The following is a 21,454-nucleotide window of genomic DNA, read 5'->3' on the forward strand; positions in this document are numbered from 1 at the left end:
AGCTCAACTGTGCCTGTATTCCGAATGAATTAAAAAGAATAAATATCGATTTATTTAGATCATAAATGAATATTAAAGATCTGTTCACTGGACCTGTCCGGCCATCGCGACGAACATCGCCCTCAAGGTTCGAGAAGGCCTTGAGTAGCTGCAAAAGAGGGGCAGTTTCAGGGCGGGATTACGGGGGTGACTCCGCCTTGAAAACGCAAAAGCCCCGCCCGGCGAGGTGCCGGGCGGGGCTTTTTTTAACGCAGGCTTACAAGAGTGCGCTGTTACAACAGCGGGATCGAGTAGCTCACGATCAGACGGTTTTCGTCTTGGTCGCGCTGGCCTGGGATGTTGTTACGCCACATGGCGTTTTTCCACATGAAGCCCAGGTTTTTCAACGTACCTTCTGGCACAACGTAAGCCAGGGTCAGATCGCGTTCCCACTCGGTCTTGTCACCGGCAGCGTTATCAATGTTATCGCCACGCAGGTAGACGATGCCGGCAGTCGCGCCTGGCAGGCCAACCTTGGCGAAGTCAAACGAGTAGCGACCTTGCCAGGTACGTTCGCCGGCACGGCCGAACTTCTGGATCTGCATGTCGGTGATGGTGCCGTTCGACGAGCCGTCACCCTGGTTCAGCCACGGGAAGTCACTGTCGCCATTGCTGACCTGGTAACCGCCACCGAAGGTGTGACCGGCAACCGAGTACAGGAACAGGCCGCTGTACAGGTTGTTGTCGACTTTACCCTTGGTGACCGTGCCGCCGTAGTAACCGGTGGTGAAGTAGTTCTTGTCGTTGCCGTTGGCACCGTCGTCCTTGCTGTTGAAGTAACGCAAGTCAGATTTCAGGACGCCAGGACCGATGGACCAGTTGTGTACCAGGCCCAGGAAGTTCTGTTTGTAGAAGTCTTCCAGCTTGCCGTAGTAGTACTGAGCGGTCAGATCCTTGGTGATCTTGTAGTCGCCGCCGGCATAGATGAAGTTGTTGCTGTCGCGACCGGTCGAAGTAGGGCTGTTGGCACCCGAGATCGACAGTTGCTCGTTGTTGCTGGAGTTACGACCTTTAACCTGCTCGATCTTACCGCCAACCAACGTCAAGTCTGTGATGTCGTTGGAAGTGATCTGGCCACCCTGCCAGGTCTGCGGCAGCAGACGACCGTCGTTGGTCACGATAACCGGGTTCTTAGGCTGCAAAGTACCCAGTTTCAGTTCGGTTTTGGAGATCTTGGCTTTGGCAGTCAGGCCCAGGCTGGAGAAGTCATCAACCGCTTCGCCGTTGGACTTGCTTGGGAAAACCGTGCCGCCGTAAGAAGTAGCGGTAGCGCCGTTGGTGCCGCCGCCCGAATCCAGCTTGATGCCCAACAGGCCGATGGCATCAACACCAAAGCCAACAGTGCCTTGGGTGTAGCCGGAGATGAAGCGCAGGTCAAAGCCTTGGCCCCATTCTTCGTTTTTGCTCTGAACGCCAGCCTTTTGGTTGGCAGCCGAGCCAGCAGCGCTGTCACGGTTATCGGTGTTGATGTAGAAGTTACGCAGACCCAGAGTGGCCTTGCTGTCTTCGATGAACCCCGCGGCGCTTGCCTGCTGCGCCAAAACCCCTACGGCCACAGCCAGGGCCAAGGTGGACTTATTCATGTTTCGCTCCTCTCGTTTCTAATTCTTGTGTTCCTGGTCCCGGGTCGAATGCCCTGGATCCTAAGATGCGCGATTAGCGCCAGACCGTGACTGACAAGTCAATCGTAACCTTGTGTGTCTACGACCAAGGTCTAACCGCAGTGATTTGGTCCCTGCAGGGTAATGAATTCCTCATAAACCCAAAAAGAATTATTTCATTCTTTTTCATATCGTAATGGAATATAGCCCATCACTACAAAACCGCACCGGGACAACCGGTATCGGCTCATAAGCTAATTACTAAACGGTATTTATTAGCCTTTTTTTAGATCGATTAGCGTTGGCGCATCCCACATACGTCAATCCCTATCGAAAAGGCGACGCCATCATGGCCAAACGCGCACTATCCAGTCAAATTGTTACAGTTTGTATATCGGTTTTATTTTCTTTAGGCGCTCAGGCGGCCAACCTCACAGTCGGCTATCAGACCGGCATCGATCCGAGCAAAGTGCCCCAGGCCGATGGCGTCTACGAGAAGACGCTGGGCCAGAAAATCGACTGGCGCCGATTCAACAGTGGGCCGGAAGTCGTCACCGCGATTGCCTCCGGCGACGTACAGATCGGTAACCTCGGCTCCAGCCCTCTTGCCGCAGCGGCCTCGCGCAACCTGCCAATCGTGGCCTTCATCGTTTCCGCGCAGATCAACGCCGCCGAAGCGCTGGTGGTACGCAACGGCAGCGGCATCGATAAACCGGAAGATCTGATCGGCAAGACCATCGCCACGCCCTTCGTTTCAACGTCCCATTACAGCCTGCTCGGTGCGTTGAAGCACTGGGGGCTGGATGCCTCGAAAGTCAAAGTGGTCAACCTGCAACCGGCAGAAATCGCCGCCGCGTGGAAGCGTGGCGACATCGATGGCGCGTTTGTCTGGTCGCCGGCGCTGGGGGAAATTCGCAAGACCGGCAAGACCTTGACCGATGCGGCACAGGTGGGCCAATGGGGTGCGCCGACCTTCGAAGTCTGGGTCGCCCGCAAGGACTACGCCGAGAAACATCCAGAGGTGGTAGCCAAATTCGCCAAGGTCACCCTGGACTCGTTCGCCGACTATGCCGCTCATAAAGACAGCTGGACCGCCGACTCGGTGCCAGTGCAGAAAATCGCCAAACTGACTGGCGCCAACGCCGTCGATGTACCGGAGTTGCTGGCCGGCTCGACCTTCCCTGACGCCAAGGCGCAGCAGACCACCGCGCTGCTCGATGGCGGCACGGCCAAGGCGATTGGTGAAACCGCGAAGTTCTTGAAGGAGCAAGGCAAGGTAGAAACGGTGCTGCCGGATTATTCGCCATATGTGAGCGCGAAGTTCGTCACCGAATAACACCACCCTCTTGTAATGATCGTTCCCACGCTCTGCGTGGGAACGATCAACACCACCCACCTGTAGGAGCGAGGCTTGCCCGCGAAGGCGTCTTCATGGTCAACATTTATGTCAGCCGTGATGGCCTCTTCGCGGGCAAGCCTCGCTCCTACAGGGGGTGCGGTGTTTTTAGAGGGTTTTTTCGAAGATCTTCGAATTGCGCTGATAGTTGTACAGAGACGCCCGCGCCGACGGCAGGCGCTCGACGCTGCTTGGTTCAAAGCCACGCTCGCGGAACCAATGTGCGGTGCGAGTCGTCAGTACGAACAAGGTTTTCAGTCCCTGGGCCCGGGCCCGGGTTTCAATGCGTTCAAGCAATTCATCGCCGCGACCACCATGGCGATACTCCGGGTTCACCGCCAGACAGGCCAGCTCTCCGGCATCCGAATCGGCAATCTGATACAGCGCCGCGCACGCGATGATCATGCCTTCGCGTTCGACCACGCTGAACTGCTCGATCTCGCGCTCCAGCACTTCCCGCGAACGGCGCACCAGAATCCCCTGCTCTTCCAGCGGGCTGATCAAGTCCAGCAAACCACCGACGTCTTCAATCGCCGCTTCGCGCACCAGTTCGAATTGTTCCTGAGCCACCAACGTACCGCCACCGTCACGGGTGAACAGTTCGGTCAGCAACGCGCCGTCTTCGGCGTAGCTGACAATATGGCTGCGCGCCACGCCGCCACGGCAAGCTTCAGCCGCTGCATCCAGCAGTTCAGCCTGATAGTTGCTGCCCAAGCGTTGCAGATGCGCCGGCACTTGTTGCGGGCGCAACTCGCGAACGAGGCGGCCGTGTTCATCGATCAAGCCCAGGTCGGCACCGAACAACAGCAGTTTGTCCGCACCCAGGTCGATGGCCGCGCGGGTGGCAACGTCTTCGCAAGCGAGGTTGAAGATTTCACCGGTCGGCGAGTAGCCCAGCGGCGACAGCAGCACGATGGAGCGCTCGTCCAACAGGCGATTGATGCCCTTGCGATCAACTCGGCGCACTTCGCCGGTGTGGTGATAGTCGACGCCTTCGAGCACACCGATGGGCCGTGCCGTCACCAGGTTGCCGCTGGCCACCCGCAGGCGCGAGCCCTGCATCGGCGACGAGGCCATGTCCATGGACAGACGCGCTTCGATGGCGATGCGCAACTGACCGACCGCATCGATCACGCATTCCAGGGTCGCGGCATCGGTGATGCGCATGCCGTGATGGTAATGCGGAATCAGGCCACGTGCGGCAAGGCGGGTTTCAATTTGCGGACGGGAACCGTGGACCAACACCAGGCGCACGCCAAGGCTGTGCAGCAGCACCAAGTCGTGGACGATATTGCCGAAGTTCGGATGCTCCACGCCGTCGCCGGGCAGCATGACGACGAACGTGCAGTCGCGGTGGGCATTGATATAAGGAGAAGCGTGACGAAGCCAATTAACGTATTCGGGCATGAACCTGGGCCTGTAATAAATAGCAGCCAAAAAATGGGTGAACCATAAAACGCACAACGGGCTGGTGGTTATCGTCGGAACAGGCTTGGCGACACGCGAGCTCTCCTCATGAATACGGGTTGGGACACCGGCAATTTATACCGTTCAGTCAGTCAACACACAAAGCCCTGTGGGAGCGGGCTTGCTCGCGAAGAGGCCAGACCAGTCAACATTGATGCTGAATGTAAGACCGCCTTCGCGAGCAAGCCCGCTCCCACATGGGGTTTCGCTTAGCTGGCTGGCATCGAGGCTTTGGCCGGTGTCAGGCAGTAATGTTCAATCAATTGACGTAATAGATGCACGGTAGGCTGCAAACGTGACATTTCGAGGTATTCCCCCGGTTGGTGAGCGCAGGCGATATCGCCCGGGCCGAGCACCAGTGTTTCGCAGCCAAGGCGCTGAAGATAAGGCGCTTCCGTGCCGAACGCCACTGCTTCGGCGCGATGACCGGTGAGCTTTTCCGCGACCCGGACCAATTCCGCGTCTTCGGCCTGCTCGAACGGCGGCACTTCGGGGAACAGCGGCGCGTAATCGATCTTCACCTGATGCCGTTCGGCAACCGGTTTGAGCCTCGCCAAAATTTCCGCACGCAGGACTTTGGGGTCCATGCCCGGCAGCGGTCGCAGGTCGAATTCCAGCGAACACTGGCCGCAGATGCGGTTGGGATTGTCGCCGCCATGGATGCAGCCGAAATTCATCGTTGGTGTCGGCACGCCAAACTGCGGATTGCGGAATTCGCGCTGCCACAACAGCCGCAAGCCACGCAGTTCGCCGATGGCGTCGTGCATGGCTTCGAGGGCGCTGTGGCCCAGGCGCGGGTCCGAGGAATGGCCGCTCTGCCCGAGGATGTCGATGCGCTCCATCATCACGCCCTTGTGCAGGCGGATCGGCTTGAGCCCGGTCGGCTCGCCGATCACCGCCGCCCGCCCCAGCGGACGTCCGGCTTCGGCCAAGGCGCGGGCCCCGGACATCGAGCTTTCTTCATCGCAGGTGGCGAGGATCATCAACGGCTGTTTGAACGGCTGGTCGAGCAGCGGGATGACCGCTTCGATGGCCAGCGCGAAAAAGCCCTTCATGTCGCAACTGCCAAGGCCTACCCAGCGGCCGTCGACTTCGGTCAGCTTCAAGGGGTCGGTCTGCCACAAAGCGCCATCGAACGGCACGGTGTCACTGTGCCCGGCCAGCACCAGACCGCCAGGGCCGGAGCCGAAACTGGCGAGCAGGTTAAATTTGCCGGGGCTGACCTGCTGGATGTCGCAGGCAAAACCCAAATCACCGAGCCAGGTCGCCAGCAAGTCGATCACCGGCCGATTGGTCTGATCCAGGCTAGCCTGCGTACAACTGACGGACGGCGCGGCGATCAGCGCAGCGAACTGATCTTTCATGGACGGCAAAGGCATCGCTGACTCCAACTCCCGAATTGAAGTCCATCATAGAACCATCCGGCGACAGGAATAAACCGCCGCGGCGCGGGTAGGGTCTGTTGACGCTTGGTGACGAGCGGCGACGGAGCCCCCCTTGGTGCAGGGCAAGGCGCGAGGAACGTGGTTTGGTTGTCCCAAACGAGTTCCGAGCAACGCCGCCCTGCGCCAAGGGGGGCCGTCGCCGCCGTCACCAAGCGTCAACAGACCCTACAACTCTTGAGTCCTGTACACTGCACGACCTTGGCAGCCACACATTCCCCCGGCTGCGCTCCCGATCCTGGATTTTCCGGCCATGCAGAAAGAAACCGAAATCAAACTCCGCGTCAGCCGCGAAACCCTCGCCGCCCTGCGCGAGCACCCGCTCCTGAAAAAACGCAACAAAAGTGGCTGGGAACGCCGTGAGTTGATGAACCAATACTTCGACACGCCTGAGCGCGACCTGGCCCGCGCCAAGGTTGCCCTGCGCCTGCGCCGCGATGGCGAAGAAGTGATTCAGACCCTCAAGACCCGCGGCCAGAGCGTCGCCGGTCTGTCCGAGCGTAACGAATACGACTGGAACCTGCCCAAAGCCAAGCTCGACGTGAAAAAACTCGACGGCGAATGCTGGCCTGAAGAGCTGGCGGAGCTGGACAAGAAAACTCTGAAAGCCATCTTCACCACCGATTTCGTGCGCGAACGTGCGGAAATCGCTTGGGGCCGTGGCAAGACCAAAGTGGTCATCGAAGCCGCGCTGGACTTCGGTCACGTCGTGGTCGGCAAGCAGAAAGAAGAAATCTGCGAACTGGAACTGGAACTGCGCGAAGGCGAACCCGCCGCGCTGCTGGAACTGGCCGCTGAACTGGCCGCGACTCTGGCCCTGATGCCGTGTGACATCAGCAAAGCCGAGCGCGGCTATCGTTTGTATGACGCCAACAGCTACTCGCTGAGCCTGCCTGCGCCGCAAATCACCGCCGAAATGCCGCTGGACGACGCTTTCGCCGCCCTGAGCTGGCACTTGCTGGGCAGCAGCCAGCGTTTGGCTGAACAGTATCGTTTCAATGGCCACTGGCGTTTGCTGCAGGACTGGGTCGAAAACCTCGGTGAACTGCGTGCGTTGCTGAGCAGCCTCGGCCAAGCCGCACCGCGTCAGTCGACTCACGACCTGCGCGTGGCGCTGGACGCCTTGCTGGAAGACTGGCGTCCGCTGGTTCAGGCTGGCCTGGACGACGAAGACGTGCGTAAAGCCGCGCCGGAGCAGTTCCTCGAAGAACTGGAAGACCCGCGTTGGGGCCTGTTCTCGTTGAACACTTCGCGCTGGTTGCTGGCGCGCACCTGGGCTGCCGATCGCAACGTGCGTGGCAATCGCCAGGGCGCTGCGCAACTGGCTAACTGGTTGCCGCGCCTGCTGGGCGAGGAAGCCACGTCGTTGCAATTGCAGCGCTACCAGCAACAGCCGGAAGACCTGGCCGAGCAACTGCCGCGCATCGAACGCATCCAGGCCTGGATGCACCACGCCCGTGGCGTGCTGGATATCCCGGAAATGGATCGCCTGTACGGTGAACTGAACAAACTGGCGCAATTGGCCAACGAGCCGATTACCGACGAAGCCCTGGATGCGCGTAAGCAGCAGGCCATCGCCGTGTATCAGAATCGTGCCTGGAAATTGTTGCTGCGTATGTAATACCGCCTTCGCGAGCAAGCCCGCTCCCACATTGGAATGCATTCCCCTGTGGGAGCGGGCTTGCTCGCGAAGAGGCCCGCACGGTCACCGCAAAACCTCAGACCGGCAAACTCGTCGTGGACTTGATCTCCGACAACGCCACAATCGAGTTCACTTCCTGAATCCCCGGCACCATCGACAGCTTCTCAAAAAAGAAGCGCTCATAAGCCTCGATGTCCGCCGTCACAATCCGCAGCAAAAAATCCACCGACCCCATCAGCACATAACACTCCAGCACTTCGGGAAAGCCGCGAATCGCCTCGGTGAACTCGGTAAAGTTCGAACGCCCGTGAGCGTTGAGTTTGATCTCGGCAAAAATCTGCGTGTTCAGGCCGATTTTCTTGCGATCGAGCAACGTCACCTGCCCGCGAATGATCCCCTCCTCCTTCATCCGCTGAATCCGCCGCCAACACGGCGACTGCGACAGCCCGACCTGTTCGGCGATCTGCGCGCTGGAAAGCGAAGCGTCCTCTTGCAGCAACGCGAGAATCTTGCGGTCGTAGCCATCCAGCTCGGCGTGCATAGAAAAACCCTTGAATGATCACTTGTTGAATCAAACGATTCGATAAATCGCCAATACGCTCGATCATAGCCAAGAAATGCCCCGCACCGAATGTAAAAATTCCTCCAGTGATTTTGGAGACTGAGCATGCCGCATTTAGAAGCCGTGAATACCCCAGCGACCCGCGCCGATGTCTGGAACGCCGGCAACACCCATTGCCGCGTGCAATACCAACTGCTGGCCGAGGCCGAACCGGATTTGCTGTGTCGCGCACTCAATCTGTTCGCCTTGCAGTTCCTGACTCCGGAGCAGGTCAACGTGCAACGCATGGACGATCTGCTGTCGATCGACATCGTGATCGACGGCCTGAGCTGGCACCGCGCCGAAGTGATTGCGGAAAAACTTCGTAACCTGATCAGCGTCTGTTCGGTGAACCTGCAGAGCGCCGATGCTGCGTGGGACGGGCAGGCTCAAGCAGCGGGCTGAAAGAACTGGAAACGGCTTCGTCGGGTAGTGGCCCAACGGTCAGCGGCTCCGCGACTATCCTTTGCACACTGCGGTCTAGATCGCTGTTTGCAGGATTGTTCAAAAGGAACCCGCATGTCCGTTCAACTTGCCACTCAGGACCGCTGGCTGGATCTCAATGATTTGCTGCGAGAGCTGGTCGCCCAAGGCTTCATCAACCAGGATTGCGCCGAACTCGCGCTCAACGCCCGACGCCGGCATGCCGCCAATGGCCAGTTGCACCCGTTGGAGTTTATTGCCAGCCAGCACCTCGACGACCTCAGCCGTCCCGGTAAACACCTCGACCTGGAAAGCCTGACCCTGTGGCTGTCGCAACAGGCCGGTCAGCCTTACTTGCGTATCGATCCACTGAAGATCAACGTCGCGGCCATCACGCCGTTGATGTCCTACGCCTTCGCCCAGCGCCACAAGATCCTCGCCGTCTCCATCGACCGCGACGCTGTGACTGTGGCCAGCGCCCAACCTTACGTAACGGGTTGGGAAGCCGACCTGACCCACGTATTGAAGCTGCCGATCAAGCGCGTTGTGGCCAACCCGGCGGACATCCAGCGCTTCAGCGTGGAGTTTTTCCGTCTGGCCAAATCGGTCACCGGCGCCACCAATGCCGATCAGCAGACCAGCACCCTGGGCAACTTCGAACAACTGCTCAACCTCGGCGCCAGTGATCAGGAGCCGGACGCCAACGATGCGCACATCGTCAACATCGTCGATTGGCTGTTCCAGTACGCGTTCCAGCAACGGGCCAGTGATATCCACATCGAACCGCGTCGCGAGCAAGGTACCGTGCGGTTTCGCATCGACGGCGTGTTGCACAACGTCTATCAATTCCCGCCCCAGGTGACCATGGCCATCGTCAGCCGCCTGAAAAGCCTGGGCCGGATGAACGTCGCGGAAAAGCGCAAACCCCAGGACGGCCGGGTCAAGACCAAGACCCCGGATGGCGGCGAAGTCGAACTGCGGCTATCGACCTTGCCCACCGCGTTCGGCGAAAAAATGGTGATGCGGATCTTCGACCCGGAAGTGTTGCTCAAGGACTTCGATCAGTTGGGTTTCTCCACCGATGACCTGCGCCGCTGGCAGGACATGACCCGCCAGCCCAACGGCATCATTCTGGTGACAGGGCCGACCGGCTCGGGCAAGACCACCACGCTCTATACCACCCTGAAGAAACTCGCGACGCCGGAGGTCAACCTCTGCACCATCGAAGACCCAATCGAAATGGTCGAGCCGGCCTTCAATCAGATGCAGGTCCAACACAACATCGACCTGACCTTCGCTGCGGGCGTGCGCGCACTGATGCGGCAGGACCCGGACATCATCATGATCGGCGAGATCCGCGACCTCGAAACCGCTGAAATGGCAATCCAGGCCGCGCTCACCGGTCACTTGGTGCTCTCGACCCTGCACACCAACGACGCGCCGAGCGCCATCAGCCGTTTGCTGGAACTCGGCGTGCCGCATTACCTGATCAAAGCCACGGTGCTTGGGGTCATGGCCCAGCGTCTGGTCCGCACCCTGTGCCCACACTGCAAGGCGCCGTTGACCCTGGGCGAAGAGGACTGGCAAACCCTGACCCGTCCCTGGCAGGCACCGCTGCCAAACAATGCCCACCGCGCCATCGGTTGCCTGGAATGCCGCGACACCGGCTATCGCGGCCGCGCCGGGGTCTACGAAATCATGCAACTGACCGACAGCGTCAAAGCGCTGATCACCCCCGACACCGACTTGCTGGCGATACGGCGCCAAGCGTTCAAGGAAGGCATGCGCAGTTTGCGGCTGTCGGGAGCGCAGAAGGTCGCGGCGGGGCTGACGACGATTGAGGAGGTGTTGCGGGTGACACCGCAGAGCGAGCAGAAATGAAACCTTTTATGTCTCCTGATGATGCAAGGCATGACTAAGCAGTTCTGCTCGCCGACCCGCGCCGCTACACTCCTGCCATCGCCAATACATCAACAGGGAATCGTTATGCAGATCGGTAGTGTGCTTTTACTGTTTGTCGGCCTGGTCGTCGCCATTCTGTTCATGGGTTTCAAGGTCGTGCCTCAGGGTTATCAGTGGACGGTCGAGCGTTTTGGCCGTTACACCAACACCCTCAAGCCTGGCCTGAACATCATCATTCCGGTGATGGACCGTATCGGTCGCAAGATCAACGTGATGGAAAGCGTGCTGGACATTCCGCCGCAGGAAGTCATCACCGCTGATAACGCCACGGTGCAGATCGATGCGGTGTGTTTCTTCCAGGTGGTCAACACTGCCCAGGCCGCCTATGAGGTGAACAACCTCGAGCACGCCGTGCGCAACCTGCTGCAAACCAATATCCGTACCGTGCTCGGCTCCATGGAGCTGGACGCGATGCTCAGCCAGCGCGACAACATCAACGAAAAGCTGCTGCGCACGGTCGATGAAGCCACGGCACCGTGGGGCATCAAGATCACCCGGATCGAGATCAAAGACATCAGCCCGCCAGCGGACCTGATGGCTGCGATGTCTGGCCAGATGAAAGCCGAGCGGATCAAGCGCGCACAAATCCTCGAAGCCGAAGGCCTGCGGGCCGCCGCGATTCTGACTGCCGAAGGCAAGAAGCAGGCGCAGATCCTGGAAGCCGAAGGTGGTCGTCAGGCCGCTTTCCTCGAATCCGAAGCCCGGGAACGTCAGGCCGAAGCCGAAGCCCAGGCCACCAAAGTGGTGTCTGAAGCCATCGCTAACGGCAACGTGCAGGCGGTGAACTACTTCGTCGCGCAGAAGTACATTGATGCCCTGGGCAAACTGGCGTCGGCCAACAACAGCAAAGTGATTCTGATGCCGCTTGAGGCCAGTTCCATGATTGGTGCGGTCGGTGGCATTGGCGAAATCGTCAAAGCCACGTTCGACAACAAAAAAGCCTGAGGCGCGCCATGTGGGCATTCCTGCAACATTTGTCGTTCTGGGACTGGCTGGCATTGGGCACGGTGCTGCTGATCCTCGAAGTGTTCGGTGCCGGTGGCTATCTGCTGTGGATCGGCATGGCGGCGGCAGCGGTTGGCGTACTGACCTTTATGCTGCCCGGCCTGTCCTGGGAGCTGCAATTCCTGCTGTTCGGCCTACTGTCGATCGCCACCGCGCTGTATTGGTGGCGACGCCAGCGCAGTGCCGTGAGGGAGAGCGATCAGCCGAACCTCAACCTGCGCGGCCAGGAACTGATCGGCAAAACCTTCGTGGTGCATGAAGCGATTGTCGACGGTCGTGGCAAGATCAAAGTCGCCGATGGCGTGTGGATGGCCCGCGGGCCAGACGCCGCGCTGGGTAGCCGTGTTCGCGTGGTCAGCCAGCAAGGGGCGATTCTGCTGGTGGAACCGGCTGACTGAGCGGTCATGGAACTCGATTGGGTAAATGACGATCAAACCCCGTAGTTAACCCCAGTGGAGTCACCCATATGCGTCTCAAACTTGCTGTCGCTACCCTTGCCTTGCTGTCCCTGCCCGTTGGTTCAGCAATGGCCGACAGCTTTTGGCGTAACGTCATTTCATCCGGTGCAACCACCGGTTCGACCTACCTGACGTTCAAGGATCACAAGCTGATCGTCGCGGCCCAGGACGATGCCGGCAGCTTCGTCGCCAGTGACGGCGGCATCCGCGGCCCTTACCTGGAAGCAGCGATGCAGAAAGTCCGCGCCGACAACCCGGGCCTGCAAGCCACGGACATGGAACTGGCGAATGCGATCCTGGCGAAGAATGCCGTCGCCTCCGACTAAGCTTCTTGCTGAACAAAAATGCCGCTCACATGAGCGGCATTTTTTTGCCCGCATAAATCTGTAGGAGCGAGGCTTGCCCGCGAAAGCGGTGTATTAGTCGACATAAATGTTGAAGGTTAAATCGCTTTCGCGGGCAAGCCTCGCTCCTACAAGGACGGGGTTGTCAGCGGTAATCATCCACCGGCACACACGCACAGAACAGATTGCGGTCGCCGTAGACGTTATCGACGCGGTTCACCGCCGGCCAATACTTGTGCGCCTTGGTGTGCGCATCCGGCGTCACCGCTTGTTCGATGGTGTAAGGCCGCTCCCAAACTCCGGTGATATCAGCCAGTGTATGCGGTGCGCGCTTCAGCGGATTGTCCTCGGCGTCCCAGTTACCGTTTTGCACTTCGGTGATTTCCGCACGAATACTCAGCATCGCACCGATAAAACGGTCCAGTTCAGCCTTGGATTCGCTCTCGGTCGGTTCGACCATCAACGTCCCCGGCACCGGGAACGACATCGTCGGCGCATGGAAACCGTAATCCATCAGTCGCTTGGCCACGTCCTCCTCACTGATGCCGGTCAACACCTTGAGCGGCCGCAGATCGAGAATGCATTCATGGGCCACCCGCTCGTTACGCCCGGTGTAGAGCACCGGGAAGGCGCCGGACAAATGCTGCGCCAGGTAATTCGCCGCCAGAATCGCCACCTCGCTGGCGTCCGCCAGTTGCGGCCCCATCATGGCGATGTACATCCAGCTGATCGGCAAAATGCTCGCACTGCCCCACGGCGCGGCGCTGACGGCGCCGTTCAGCGGTTGCGGCCCGTCAATCGGCACCACCGGGTGATTGGCCACGAACGGCGCCAAATGCGCCCGCACACCAATCGGCCCCATGCCCGGCCCGCCGCCCCCGTGGGGAATGCAGAAAGTTTTGTGCAGGTTCATGTGCGACACGTCGGCGCCGATGTCCGCCGGCCGCGCCAAACCAACTTGGGCGTTGAGGTTGGCACCATCCATGTAAACCTGGCCGCCGTGGCTGTGGATAACTTCACAGATTTCGCTGATGCCTTCCTCGTACACACCGTGGGTCGAAGGATAAGTCGCCATCAAACAGGCGAGTTTGTCCCCCGCAGCGGAAGCTTTGTCCTTCAGGTCATCCAGATCGACGTTGCCCGCCTCGTCGCACTCGACGATCACTACGCGCATACCGGCCATTTGCGCCGAGGCCGGGTTAGTGCCGTGGGCCGAGGAAGGAATCAAACAGATATCCCGGGCGCCTTGATGGCGGCTCTCGTGGTATTTGCGGATCGCCAGTAACCCGGCGTACTCACCCTGGGCGCCGGAATTGGGCTGCATGCAGATCGCATCAAAACCGGTAATTGCGCAGAGCCAGCGCTCCAGTTCCTCGATCATCAGCGCATAACCCACGGCCTGCTCTTTCGGTACGAACGGGTGCAGGTTGGCGAATTGCGGCCAGGTGATCGGGATCATCTCGCTGGTGGCGTTGAGTTTCATGGTGCAGGAGCCCAGCGGAATCATCGACTGGTTCAGCGCCAGGTCCTTGTTCTCCAGTTGTTTGAGGTAGCGCAGCATCTCGGTTTCGCTGTGATGGGCGCTGAACACCGGGTGACGCAGATAAGGTGTGGATCGCAGCAAGGCATCGGGTATGCCGCAAACCAGGCTTTCAGCATCGAGTTCGTCGACGTTGAGCCCATGATCGGCACCGAGGAACACATCGAACAGCTTCGCCACGGTGATTTCGTCGCAGGTTTCATCCAGGCTCAGGCCCAATTGCCCGCGGCCGAGAATGCGCAAATTGATCTGCGCCGCCTGGGCGCTTTCGATGATCGCGGTTTGAGCGCCACCGACTTCAAGGGTCAGGGTGTCGAAGAACTGTTTGTTGAGCCGGGTAATGCCGTGACGTTCCAGGCCGGCGGCGAGGATGCAGGTCAGCCGATGCACGCGCTGGGCAATGCGTTTCAGCCCTTCCGGGCCGTGGTAGACCGCATAGAAACTGGCGATATTGGCCAACAACACTTGGGCGGTGCAGATGTTCGAATTGGCCTTCTCCCGGCGAATATGTTGCTCACGGGTTTGCAGGGCCATGCGCAAGGCAACGTTACCGCGCGCATCTTTCGACACGCCGATGATCCGCCCCGGAATTGCCCGTTTGTACTCATCGCGACTGGCAAAAAAAGCCGCGTGTGGCCCGCCATAGCCCATCGGCACACCAAACCGCTGGGACGAACCGAACACCACGTCAGCGCCCAATTCCCCCGGCGGCGTCAGCAACAACAGGCTCAATAGATCGGTCGCGACACAGGCCAGCGCCTGCTGGGCATGCAGATGATCGATCAGCGGCCGCAGATCGCGGATCTCGCCGTGGGTGTCGGGGTACTGCAGCAATGCGCCAAACACCTGATGCTGTTTCAAGTTATCCACAGTGTCGACGATCAGCTCAAAACCGAAGCCTTCGGCCCGGGTCTGGACCACGGAGATGGTCTGCGGATGGCAGTTCTGGTCGACGAAAAACAGGTTGCTCTTGGACTTGGCGACTCGCTTGGCCAAGGCCATGGCTTCCGCCGCGGCAGTGGCTTCATCCAGCAATGAAGCGTTGGCCAGTTCCAGGCCCGTGAGGTCGATGGTCAGTTGCTGGAAGTTGAGCAGCGCTTCGAGCCGGCCCTGAGCAATCTCCGGCTGATAAGGCGTGTACGCGGTGTACCAACCGGGGTTTTCCAGCACGTTACGCATAATGACAGTCGGCGTGAGGGTGCCGTGATAACCCATGCCGATCAGGCTGGTCCAGACCTGGTTCTGTTCGGCATAGCCGCGCAGCTTGGCCAGCGCGGCTTCTTCGTCGAGAGCTGGAGGCAGGTCCAGTTCTCGATTAAGACGAATGCCCGGCGGCACGGTCTGTTCGATCAACTCCACCCGGCTACCAAGACCGAGGCTGTCGAGCATCGCTTGCTGCTCGGCGGCATCGGGCCCCAGATGGCGGCGCAGGAAGGCATTGGGATCGCGTAACTGGCTCAAGGACGGCAATTGGGACATGACGGGCTCTCTCTTGACTGGCGCTCAACGTCGATGCAACACGGTCAAACCAGCATAGCAGCCGATACCCGAGCGGATGGCGTGGCGCCTTCGGTCAAACCGGATCATCATGTTCGGCGCCTCCTTAACGTCCGCTATCGGGTGTCTACTGCTTATGAGCCAACTGCCATTTCTACCGTTTTCCAAACCCGTCATCGATGAAGCAACGATTGCAGCGGTCGGCGACGTTCTGCGTTCGGGCTGGATCACCAGCGGCCCCAAGGTCCAGGCCTTTGAGGCGCAACTGTCGGAATTCTTTGGCGGGCGCCCGGTGCGCACCTTCAACTCCGGCACCTGCACCATGGAAATTGCCCTGCGCATCGCCGGCATCGGGCCAGGCGATGAAGTGATCACCACACCGATTTCCTGGGTCGCCACCGCCAACGTGATTATGGAAGTGGGCGCCACGCCGGTGTTTGCCGACATCAACCCGGTCACCCGCAACATCGACCTGGATCAGCTGGAAGCCGCGATCACCCCGCGTACCAAGGCGATCATTCCGGTGTACCTCGCCGGGTTGCCGGTGGACATGAATCGGCTGTACGCGATCGCCAAAAAACACGGGCTACGGATTGTCGAAGACGCCGCACAAGCCTTGGGTTCGAGCTGGAATGGCCAACGCATCGGCGCCACGGGCGACTTTGTGTCGTTCAGTTTCCAGGCGAACAAGAACGTTACCTCCTCGGAGGGCGGTTGCCTGGTGCTGAACACACCTGAAGAAGTGCGACTGGCGGAGAAGTACCGCTTGCAGGGCGTCACCCGCAACGGCTTCGATGGTCTGGACGTGGATGTGCTGGGCGGCAAGTTCAACATGACCGATGTCGCGGCGGCCATTGGCCTGGGGCAATTCGCTCATATCGAGGCGATCACGGCTCATCGGCGCGAGCTGGCGCGGCACTACTTCGCATGTTTCGGTGAAGATTTCGAAACGCAGTATGGCGCTCAACTGCCGCCGGCGGATTTCGAGAACAGCAACTGGCATTTGTTCCAACTGGTGCTGCCTGAGCGCAAGGACGGCCAACCGGCGCGGGCCACGTTCATGGAGCAGATGCAGGCACTGGGCGTCGGCATCGGTTATCACTACCCGCCGATCCACCTGCTGAGTCTTTACCGCGAGCGCGGTTTCAAGGAAGGCATGTTTGCGGTGGCCGAACGGGTCGGTCGCCTGATTGTTTCGCTGCCGATGTTTACGAGCATGACCAAGGCGGATGTCGAGCGGTCGGTGGCAGCGGTCAAATCGGTGCTAAAACCGTAAAAACCTGTGGGAGCGGGCTTGCTCGCGAAAGCGGTGTATCAGTCGCAATCATGTTGCCTGACACACCGCCTTCGCGAGCAAGCCCGCTCCCACATGGGGGTTTTGCAGGGCGAAGATTATTCGCCGATAGCGGCTTTGTAGCCTGCCGCGTCCAGCAGCTTGTCCAGCTCAGCCGGGTTGCTTGGCTTGAGCTTGAAGATCCAGGCACCGTACGGGTCGGTGTTCAGCGCTTCAGGCGAACCGCTCAGGTCTTCGTTGATCGCGATCACTTCACCGGCAATCGGGGAGTAAATGTCGGAGGCGGCTTTAACCGACTCAACCACACCGGATTGATCACCGGCAGCAAACACTTTGCCGACTTCGGTCAGCTCAACGAACACCACGTCGCCCAACGCTTCCTGAGCGTGATCGCTGATGCCCACTGTGACGGTGCCATCGGCTTCCAGACGCGCCCATTCGTGACTTTCGGCGAAACGCAGGTCGGCAGGGATATCGCTCATGTTCTGTGTCCTCAAGAAAAATGTCAGCGGTCGTTGCCCGCCAGAAAAGGTTTAGATCAAGGTTTTGCCATGGCGTACGAAGGTCGGTTTGACCACTCGGACCGGGTACCACTTGCCACGGATTTCCACTTCTGCGCGGTCGGCTGTCGCCATCGGCACGCGCGCCAGTGCAATCGACTTGCTAAGCGTAGGAGAGAAACTACCACTGGTGATCTCCCCTTCGCCAACATCGGCTATACGGACGACTTGATGAGCGCGCAAAACCCCGCGCTCTTCAAGGACCAGACCGACCAGTTTGTGCTGCACGCCGTTAGCCTTTTCGGCTTCCAGAGCCGCGCGACCGATGAACTGGCGAGTGGCCGGTTCCCAGGCAATGCTCCAGGCCATATTGGAGGCCAACGGTGAGACATCTTGATGAATGTCCTGACCGTAGAGGTTCATCCCGGCCTCGACACGCAAGGTATCCCGGGCGCCGAGACCGATGGGCGAGATGCCCGCGCCCACCAGGTCGTTGAAGAAGCCTGGCGCCTGATCGGCCGGCAACACGATTTCCAGGCCATCTTCGCCGGTGTAACCGGTGCGCGCGATAAACCAGTCACCGTCGAACTGACCTTCAAAAGGCTTGAGTATCTGAATGAGGTTACCGCGGGACTGGGTCACCAGTTCGGCGATCTTGTGCCGGGCGTGGGGACCTTGAATGGCCAGCATCGCCAATTCGGAACGCTCATTGAGTTGTACGTTGAAGTCGCCGAGATGCGCTTGCATCCAGGCCATGTCCTGATCGCGGGTGGAGGCGTTGACCACCAGCCGATAACCGTCCTCGAGACGGTAGACGAGCATGTCATCGACGATGCCGCCGCGCTCATTGAGCATGGTGCTGTACAAGGCACGGCCGGGGCTGTGCAGGCGTTCGACGTCATTGGCCAGCAAGTGCTGGAGCCAGGCCTTGGCCTGGGGGCCGTCGACATCGATCACGGTCATGTGGGATACATCGAAAACCCCGCAATCGCGGCGCACCTGATGGTGTTCCTCGACCTGCGAGCCGTAATGCAGTGGCATATCCCAACCGCCAAAATCGACCATCTTCGCGCCGAGAGCGAGATGAAGGTCATACAGAGGCGTACGCTGTCCCATGGGTTTCTCCTTCCGGGCGTGGCGAAGGTGCGGACAAGCACTGCACGGGGTGAAAGCCTTGAAATAGAAGGCCTTCAGCCGATTTCAGCTACCTGATCTGTCAGACGGACCGCACCGAATGCCGCGCATTGTAGCCGCAAGGTGTAGGACTGGCACCTAGGCGTTTCGATGCGCCGAACGTCGAATCAATCCGATGACCGGTAACAGCCCGACCAGAACCAGAGTCAGCGCCGGCAACGATGCCCTCGCCCACTCGCCTTCGCTGGTCATTTCAAAGATGCGAACCGCCAGCGTGTCCCAGCCAAACGGGCGCATCAGCAGGGTCGCGGGCATTTCCTTGAGCACATCGACGAACACCAACAACGCAGCGCTCAAAGTGCCGGGCAGCAAAAGTGGCAGATACACTTTGAAAAACAGTCGTGGCCCACTGACCCCAAGGCTACGTGCTGCTTCGGGCAAAGATGGCCGTATACGCGCCAGACTGCTTTCCAGCGGCCCATAAGCCACCGCGATAAAACGCACCAGATAGGCCAGCAACAACGCCGACAAACTGCCCAGCAGTAATGGCTTACCCGCGCCGCCGAGCCAACCCGACAGCGGAACCACCAGTTCACGGTCCAGGTAACTGAACGCCAGCATGATCGACACCGCCAGCACCGAGCCGGGCAAGGCATAGCCAAGGTTGGCCAGGCTGACGCCGGAACGGATCGCCCGGGTCGGCGCAAGGCGTCTGGCAAATGCCAGCAGCAAGGCCACGCTGACGGTGATCAACGCTGCCATGCCGCCCAGGTACAGGGTGTGGACAATCAGCCCGGCGTAACGCTCATCCAGATCGAAGCGCCCGCGCTGCCAAAACCAAACGATCAGTTGCAGCATCGGAATGACGAAGGCGCAGGCGAACACCAGCCCGCACCAGCTCATCGCTGCTAACGCCTTGAAGCCGCGCAGGTGATACAGCGCCTTGACCCGTGGGCGCTCGTTGCTCGCCCGATTGGCGCCACGTGCACGACGCTCGCCGTACAGCACGACCATCACCACCAGCAACAACAGGCTGGCCAGTTGCGCGGCGGTCGAGAGGCTGAAAAAGCCGTACCAGGTCTTGTAGATAGCGGTGGTAAAGGTGTCGAAGTTGAATACCGACACCGCGCCGAAATCCGCCAGTGTTTCCATCAACGCCAGCGCCACACCAGCGCCGATGGCTGGGCGCGCCATGGGCAATGCAACACGCCAGAACGCTTGCCACGGCGATTGCCCAAGGACCCGAGCCGCTTCCATCAAACCTTTGCCCTGAGCCAGGAACGCGGTGCGCGCCAACAGGTAAACGTAGGGATAAAACACCAGCACTAAAACGAGGATCACGCCGCCGGTGGAACGCACTCTCGGCAACCGTAGCCCGGTGCCGAACCATTCGCGCAGCAGGGTTTGCACGGGGCCGGCGAAATCCAGCAGGCCGACGAAGACGAATGCCAACACGTAGGCGGGAATCGCAAACGGCAGCATCAACGCCCAGTCGAGCCAACGTCGGCCGGGGAATTCACATAGGCTGGTGAGCCAGGCCAGGCTTACGCCCAACAGCGTCACGCCGACACCAACCCCGAGCACCAGGGTCAGGGTGTTGCCCAGCAGGCGTGGCATCTGGGTGTCCCAGAGGTGGGGCCAGATTTGTTGATCGATGGTTTGCCAAGAGAAAAACAGCACGCTCAGGGGCAGCAGGACCAGCGCGGCGATGACGAAGACCAGGGGATACCAGCGGCGTTGGGCGGGGTGGGCCAAGTTAAGGTCTCTGAGACGGTGAGTGTGGTGCATGGGTCAAGATCGCCCCCTCACCCCAGCCCTCCCGAAACGTCGGACCGCCCCAAAGGGGCGAGGGGACTGACCGAGTTGGCCTTTCGAACTATTGCGACCTGAGCTATCGCGTCGAGCTCAGGTTCTGAACACGACGAATATCTGCTCCCTTTCCCCCTCTCCCCTTTGGGGCGGTCCGACGTTTCGGGAGGGCTGGGGTGAGGGGTGGCTCTTCAAACCAACAAAGCAATACAGGCGAACTCAGTTCCAACCCGCCCGATCCATCATGCGAATCGCTTCGGCCTGGCGCTTGCCGGCAATTTCCACCGGCAAGGTATCGGCGACAAACTTGCCCCAACTCGCCACTTCAGCCGATGGCTGTACCGCCGGGTTGGCCGGGAATTCCTGGTTCACATCGGCGAAGATCTTCTGTGCTTCCGGCGTGGTCATCCACTCCACCAGAGCCTTTGCCGCTTCCGGGTGCGGCGCATGTTTGGTCAGGCCGATGCCCGACAGGTTGACGTGCACGCCACGGTCGCCCTGGTTCGGCCAGAACAGCTTCACCGCCAGGTCCGGCTTCTGTTTGTGCAGGCGCCCGTAGTAGTAGGTGTTGACGATACCGACATCGCATTGCCCGGCGTTGATCGCTTCCAGCACCGCGATGTCATCGGAGAACACGTCGGTGGACAGGTTGCTCACCCAGCCCTTGAGGATCTGCTCGGTTTTATCGGCGCCGTGGACTTCGATCATGGTGGCGGTCAGCGACTGGTTGTAGACCTTCTTCGCCGTGCGCAGGCACAGGCGACCTTCCCATTGCTTGTCGGCCAGACCTTCGTAAGTGGTCAGCTCACCCGGTTTCACCCGATCCGTGGAATAGGCAATGGTCCGCGCCCGCAGGCTCAGGCCGGTCCAGGCGTGAGACGACGCGCGATATTGCAGCGGAATATTGGTGTCGATGGTTTTCGAGGTGAACGGTTGGAGGATGCCCATCTGCTCGGCCTGCCAGAGGTTGCCGGCATCGACGGTGAGCAGCAGGTCGGCGGTGGCGTTTTCGCCCTCGGCCTTGATGCGCTGCATCAGCGGCGCTTCCTTGTCGGTGATGAACTTCACCTGCACACCGGTTTTCGCGGTGTAGGCATCGAAGACTGGCTTGATCAGCTCGTCGATACGCGAGGAGTAAACCACCACCTCATCGGCGGCCTGGGCGGCGGTGCTGCCGATCAGGGTCAGGGCCAGCGCAGTCAGTAGACGCTTCGGTGCCAACATGGGAGCGGTCTCGATTGAAAAATGAGGCCAAATGATAAGGACTCACATTTGCCAGCTCAATCGAACAGTTTGCGGG

General features: G+C 59.9%; 17 protein-coding genes. 8 read left to right on the forward strand and 9 right to left on the reverse strand.

Annotation, left to right across the window (positions count from 1 at the left end):
- Positions 1–272: 272 nt before the first annotated feature.
- Positions 273–1,622 (reverse strand): OprD family porin, encoded by a 1,350-nt coding sequence (locus ACWIKB_RS01620; RefSeq protein ID WP_475265053.1) that lies wholly within the window; start codon positions 1,620–1,622, stop codon positions 273–275.
- 367 nt (positions 1,623–1,989) lie between these two features.
- Between ACWIKB_RS01620 and tauA the strand changes: the two genes are divergently transcribed.
- Positions 1,990–2,976, forward strand: a complete 987-nt coding sequence (gene tauA / locus ACWIKB_RS01625) for a taurine ABC transporter substrate-binding protein (RefSeq protein WP_475265054.1) — start codon at positions 1,990–1,992, stop codon at positions 2,974–2,976.
- A 168-nt stretch (positions 2,977–3,144) separates the two neighbouring features.
- Here the strand turns inward: tauA and argA are convergent, their stop codons facing one another.
- Together argA and argE are read right to left on the reverse strand one after the other, a co-directional pair.
- A complete protein-coding gene (gene argA, locus ACWIKB_RS01630) occupies positions 3,145–4,443 on the reverse strand; it encodes an amino-acid N-acetyltransferase (protein ID WP_201198711.1) in 1,299 nt (432 codons plus the stop codon).
- A 269-nt stretch (positions 4,444–4,712) separates the two neighbouring features.
- Positions 4,713–5,882: an acetylornithine deacetylase gene (gene argE, locus ACWIKB_RS01635; protein ID WP_475265055.1), complete on the reverse strand. Its 1,170-nt coding sequence runs from the start codon at positions 5,880–5,882 to the stop codon at positions 4,713–4,715.
- A gap of 316 nt (positions 5,883–6,198) precedes the next feature.
- Between argE and ACWIKB_RS01640 the strand changes: the two genes are divergently transcribed.
- Complete coding sequence (locus tag ACWIKB_RS01640; RefSeq protein WP_475265056.1) at positions 6,199–7,566, forward strand: CYTH domain-containing protein; 1,368 nt, start codon at positions 6,199–6,201, stop codon at positions 7,564–7,566.
- Positions 7,567–7,663: 97 nt separating this feature from the next.
- On the opposite strand, the gene ACWIKB_RS01645 is transcribed toward ACWIKB_RS01640, so the two are convergent.
- Positions 7,664–8,128: an Lrp/AsnC family transcriptional regulator gene (locus tag ACWIKB_RS01645; RefSeq protein ID WP_121733342.1), complete on the reverse strand. Its 465-nt coding sequence runs from the start codon at positions 8,126–8,128 to the stop codon at positions 7,664–7,666.
- A 126-nt stretch (positions 8,129–8,254) separates the two neighbouring features.
- Between ACWIKB_RS01645 and ACWIKB_RS01650 the strand changes: the two genes are divergently transcribed.
- The 5 genes from ACWIKB_RS01650 to ACWIKB_RS01670 all read left to right on the forward strand — a co-directional run bounded on the left by ACWIKB_RS01650 (position 8,255) and on the right by ACWIKB_RS01670 (position 12,362).
- Complete coding sequence (locus ACWIKB_RS01650; RefSeq protein ID WP_475265057.1) at positions 8,255–8,593, forward strand: hypothetical protein; 339 nt, start codon at positions 8,255–8,257, stop codon at positions 8,591–8,593.
- A 114-nt stretch (positions 8,594–8,707) separates the two neighbouring features.
- On the forward strand, positions 8,708–10,492 hold the full coding sequence (tfpB, locus tag ACWIKB_RS01655; protein WP_475265058.1) for a type IV pilus assembly ATPase TfpB: 1,785 nt from the start codon (positions 8,708–8,710) through the stop codon (positions 10,490–10,492).
- A 105-nt stretch (positions 10,493–10,597) separates the two neighbouring features.
- On the forward strand, positions 10,598–11,518 hold the full coding sequence (locus ACWIKB_RS01660) for an SPFH domain-containing protein (protein ID WP_054044604.1): 921 nt from the start codon (positions 10,598–10,600) through the stop codon (positions 11,516–11,518).
- Positions 11,519–11,526: 8 nt separating this feature from the next.
- The gene (locus tag ACWIKB_RS01665; protein WP_475265059.1) at positions 11,527–11,976 is read left to right on the forward strand and encodes an NfeD family protein; all 450 of its coding nucleotides are present in this window, start codon (positions 11,527–11,529) and stop codon (positions 11,974–11,976) included.
- A gap of 68 nt (positions 11,977–12,044) precedes the next feature.
- Positions 12,045–12,362, forward strand: coding sequence for a DUF2388 domain-containing protein (locus ACWIKB_RS01670; RefSeq protein ID WP_123403978.1), 318 nt, complete (start codon positions 12,045–12,047; stop codon positions 12,360–12,362).
- A gap of 163 nt (positions 12,363–12,525) precedes the next feature.
- Here ACWIKB_RS01670 and gcvP read toward each other — a convergent pair whose 3' ends face one another.
- Positions 12,526–15,399: an aminomethyl-transferring glycine dehydrogenase gene (gcvP, locus tag ACWIKB_RS01675; RefSeq protein ID WP_475265060.1), complete on the reverse strand. Its 2,874-nt coding sequence runs from the start codon at positions 15,397–15,399 to the stop codon at positions 12,526–12,528.
- Positions 15,400–15,553: 154 nt separating this feature from the next.
- Here gcvP and ACWIKB_RS01680 point away from each other — a divergent pair, with 154 nt between their 5' ends.
- Positions 15,554–16,693 (forward strand): DegT/DnrJ/EryC1/StrS family aminotransferase, encoded by a 1,140-nt coding sequence (locus ACWIKB_RS01680; RefSeq protein WP_475265061.1) that lies wholly within the window; start codon positions 15,554–15,556, stop codon positions 16,691–16,693.
- Between the two features lie 116 nt (positions 16,694–16,809).
- Here ACWIKB_RS01680 and gcvH read toward each other — a convergent pair whose 3' ends face one another.
- The 4 genes from gcvH to ACWIKB_RS01700 form a co-directional block, all read right to left on the reverse strand.
- A complete protein-coding gene (gcvH, locus tag ACWIKB_RS01685; protein ID WP_475265062.1) occupies positions 16,810–17,193 on the reverse strand; it encodes a glycine cleavage system protein GcvH in 384 nt (127 codons plus the stop codon).
- Positions 17,194–17,244: 51 nt separating this feature from the next.
- Positions 17,245–18,327 (reverse strand): glycine cleavage system aminomethyltransferase GcvT, encoded by a 1,083-nt coding sequence (gcvT, locus tag ACWIKB_RS01690; protein ID WP_475265063.1) that lies wholly within the window; start codon positions 18,325–18,327, stop codon positions 17,245–17,247.
- 156 nt (positions 18,328–18,483) lie between these two features.
- On the reverse strand, positions 18,484–20,100 hold the full coding sequence (locus tag ACWIKB_RS01695) for an ABC transporter permease (protein ID WP_475265064.1): 1,617 nt from the start codon (positions 20,098–20,100) through the stop codon (positions 18,484–18,486).
- A 273-nt stretch (positions 20,101–20,373) separates the two neighbouring features.
- A complete protein-coding gene (locus ACWIKB_RS01700) occupies positions 20,374–21,378 on the reverse strand; it encodes an extracellular solute-binding protein (protein WP_475265065.1) in 1,005 nt (334 codons plus the stop codon).
- Positions 21,379–21,454 lie beyond the last annotated feature (76 nt).

The sequence above is a fragment of the Pseudomonas sp. 5Vm1k genome (genome assembly GCF_056161485.1).

Bases quoted from the DNA above. Each gene is read 5' to 3' on its own strand.
- ACWIKB_RS01670 (WP_123403978.1), top strand. From the start codon at position 12,045: ATGCGTCTCAAACTTGCTGTCGCTACCCTTGCCTTGCTGTCCCTGCCC.
- tauA (WP_475265054.1), top strand. From the start codon at position 1,990: ATGGCCAAACGCGCACTATCCAGTCAAATTGTTACAGTTTGTATATCG.
- tfpB (WP_475265058.1), top strand. From the start codon at position 8,708: ATGTCCGTTCAACTTGCCACTCAGGACCGCTGGCTGGATCTCAATGAT.
- gcvT (WP_475265063.1), bottom strand. From the start codon at position 18,327: ATGGGACAGCGTACGCCTCTGTATGACCTTCATCTCGCTCTCGGCGCG.
- gcvH (WP_475265062.1), bottom strand. From the start codon at position 17,193: ATGAGCGATATCCCTGCCGACCTGCGTTTCGCCGAAAGTCACGAATGG.
- argE (WP_475265055.1), bottom strand. From the start codon at position 5,882: ATGCCTTTGCCGTCCATGAAAGATCAGTTCGCTGCGCTGATCGCCGCG.
- argA (WP_201198711.1), bottom strand. From the start codon at position 4,443: ATGCCCGAATACGTTAATTGGCTTCGTCACGCTTCTCCTTATATCAAT.
- ACWIKB_RS01620 (WP_475265053.1), bottom strand. From the start codon at position 1,622: ATGAATAAGTCCACCTTGGCCCTGGCTGTGGCCGTAGGGGTTTTGGCG.
- ACWIKB_RS01640 (WP_475265056.1), top strand. From the start codon at position 6,199: ATGCAGAAAGAAACCGAAATCAAACTCCGCGTCAGCCGCGAAACCCTC.
- ACWIKB_RS01660 (WP_054044604.1), top strand. From the start codon at position 10,598: ATGCAGATCGGTAGTGTGCTTTTACTGTTTGTCGGCCTGGTCGTCGCC.
- ACWIKB_RS01665 (WP_475265059.1), top strand. From the start codon at position 11,527: ATGTGGGCATTCCTGCAACATTTGTCGTTCTGGGACTGGCTGGCATTG.
- ACWIKB_RS01650 (WP_475265057.1), top strand. From the start codon at position 8,255: ATGCCGCATTTAGAAGCCGTGAATACCCCAGCGACCCGCGCCGATGTC.
- ACWIKB_RS01680 (WP_475265061.1), top strand. From the start codon at position 15,554: ATGAGCCAACTGCCATTTCTACCGTTTTCCAAACCCGTCATCGATGAA.
- gcvP (WP_475265060.1), bottom strand. From the start codon at position 15,399: ATGTCCCAATTGCCGTCCTTGAGCCAGTTACGCGATCCCAATGCCTTC.
- ACWIKB_RS01645 (WP_121733342.1), bottom strand. From the start codon at position 8,128: ATGCACGCCGAGCTGGATGGCTACGACCGCAAGATTCTCGCGTTGCTG.
- ACWIKB_RS01700 (WP_475265065.1), bottom strand. From the start codon at position 21,378: ATGTTGGCACCGAAGCGTCTACTGACTGCGCTGGCCCTGACCCTGATC.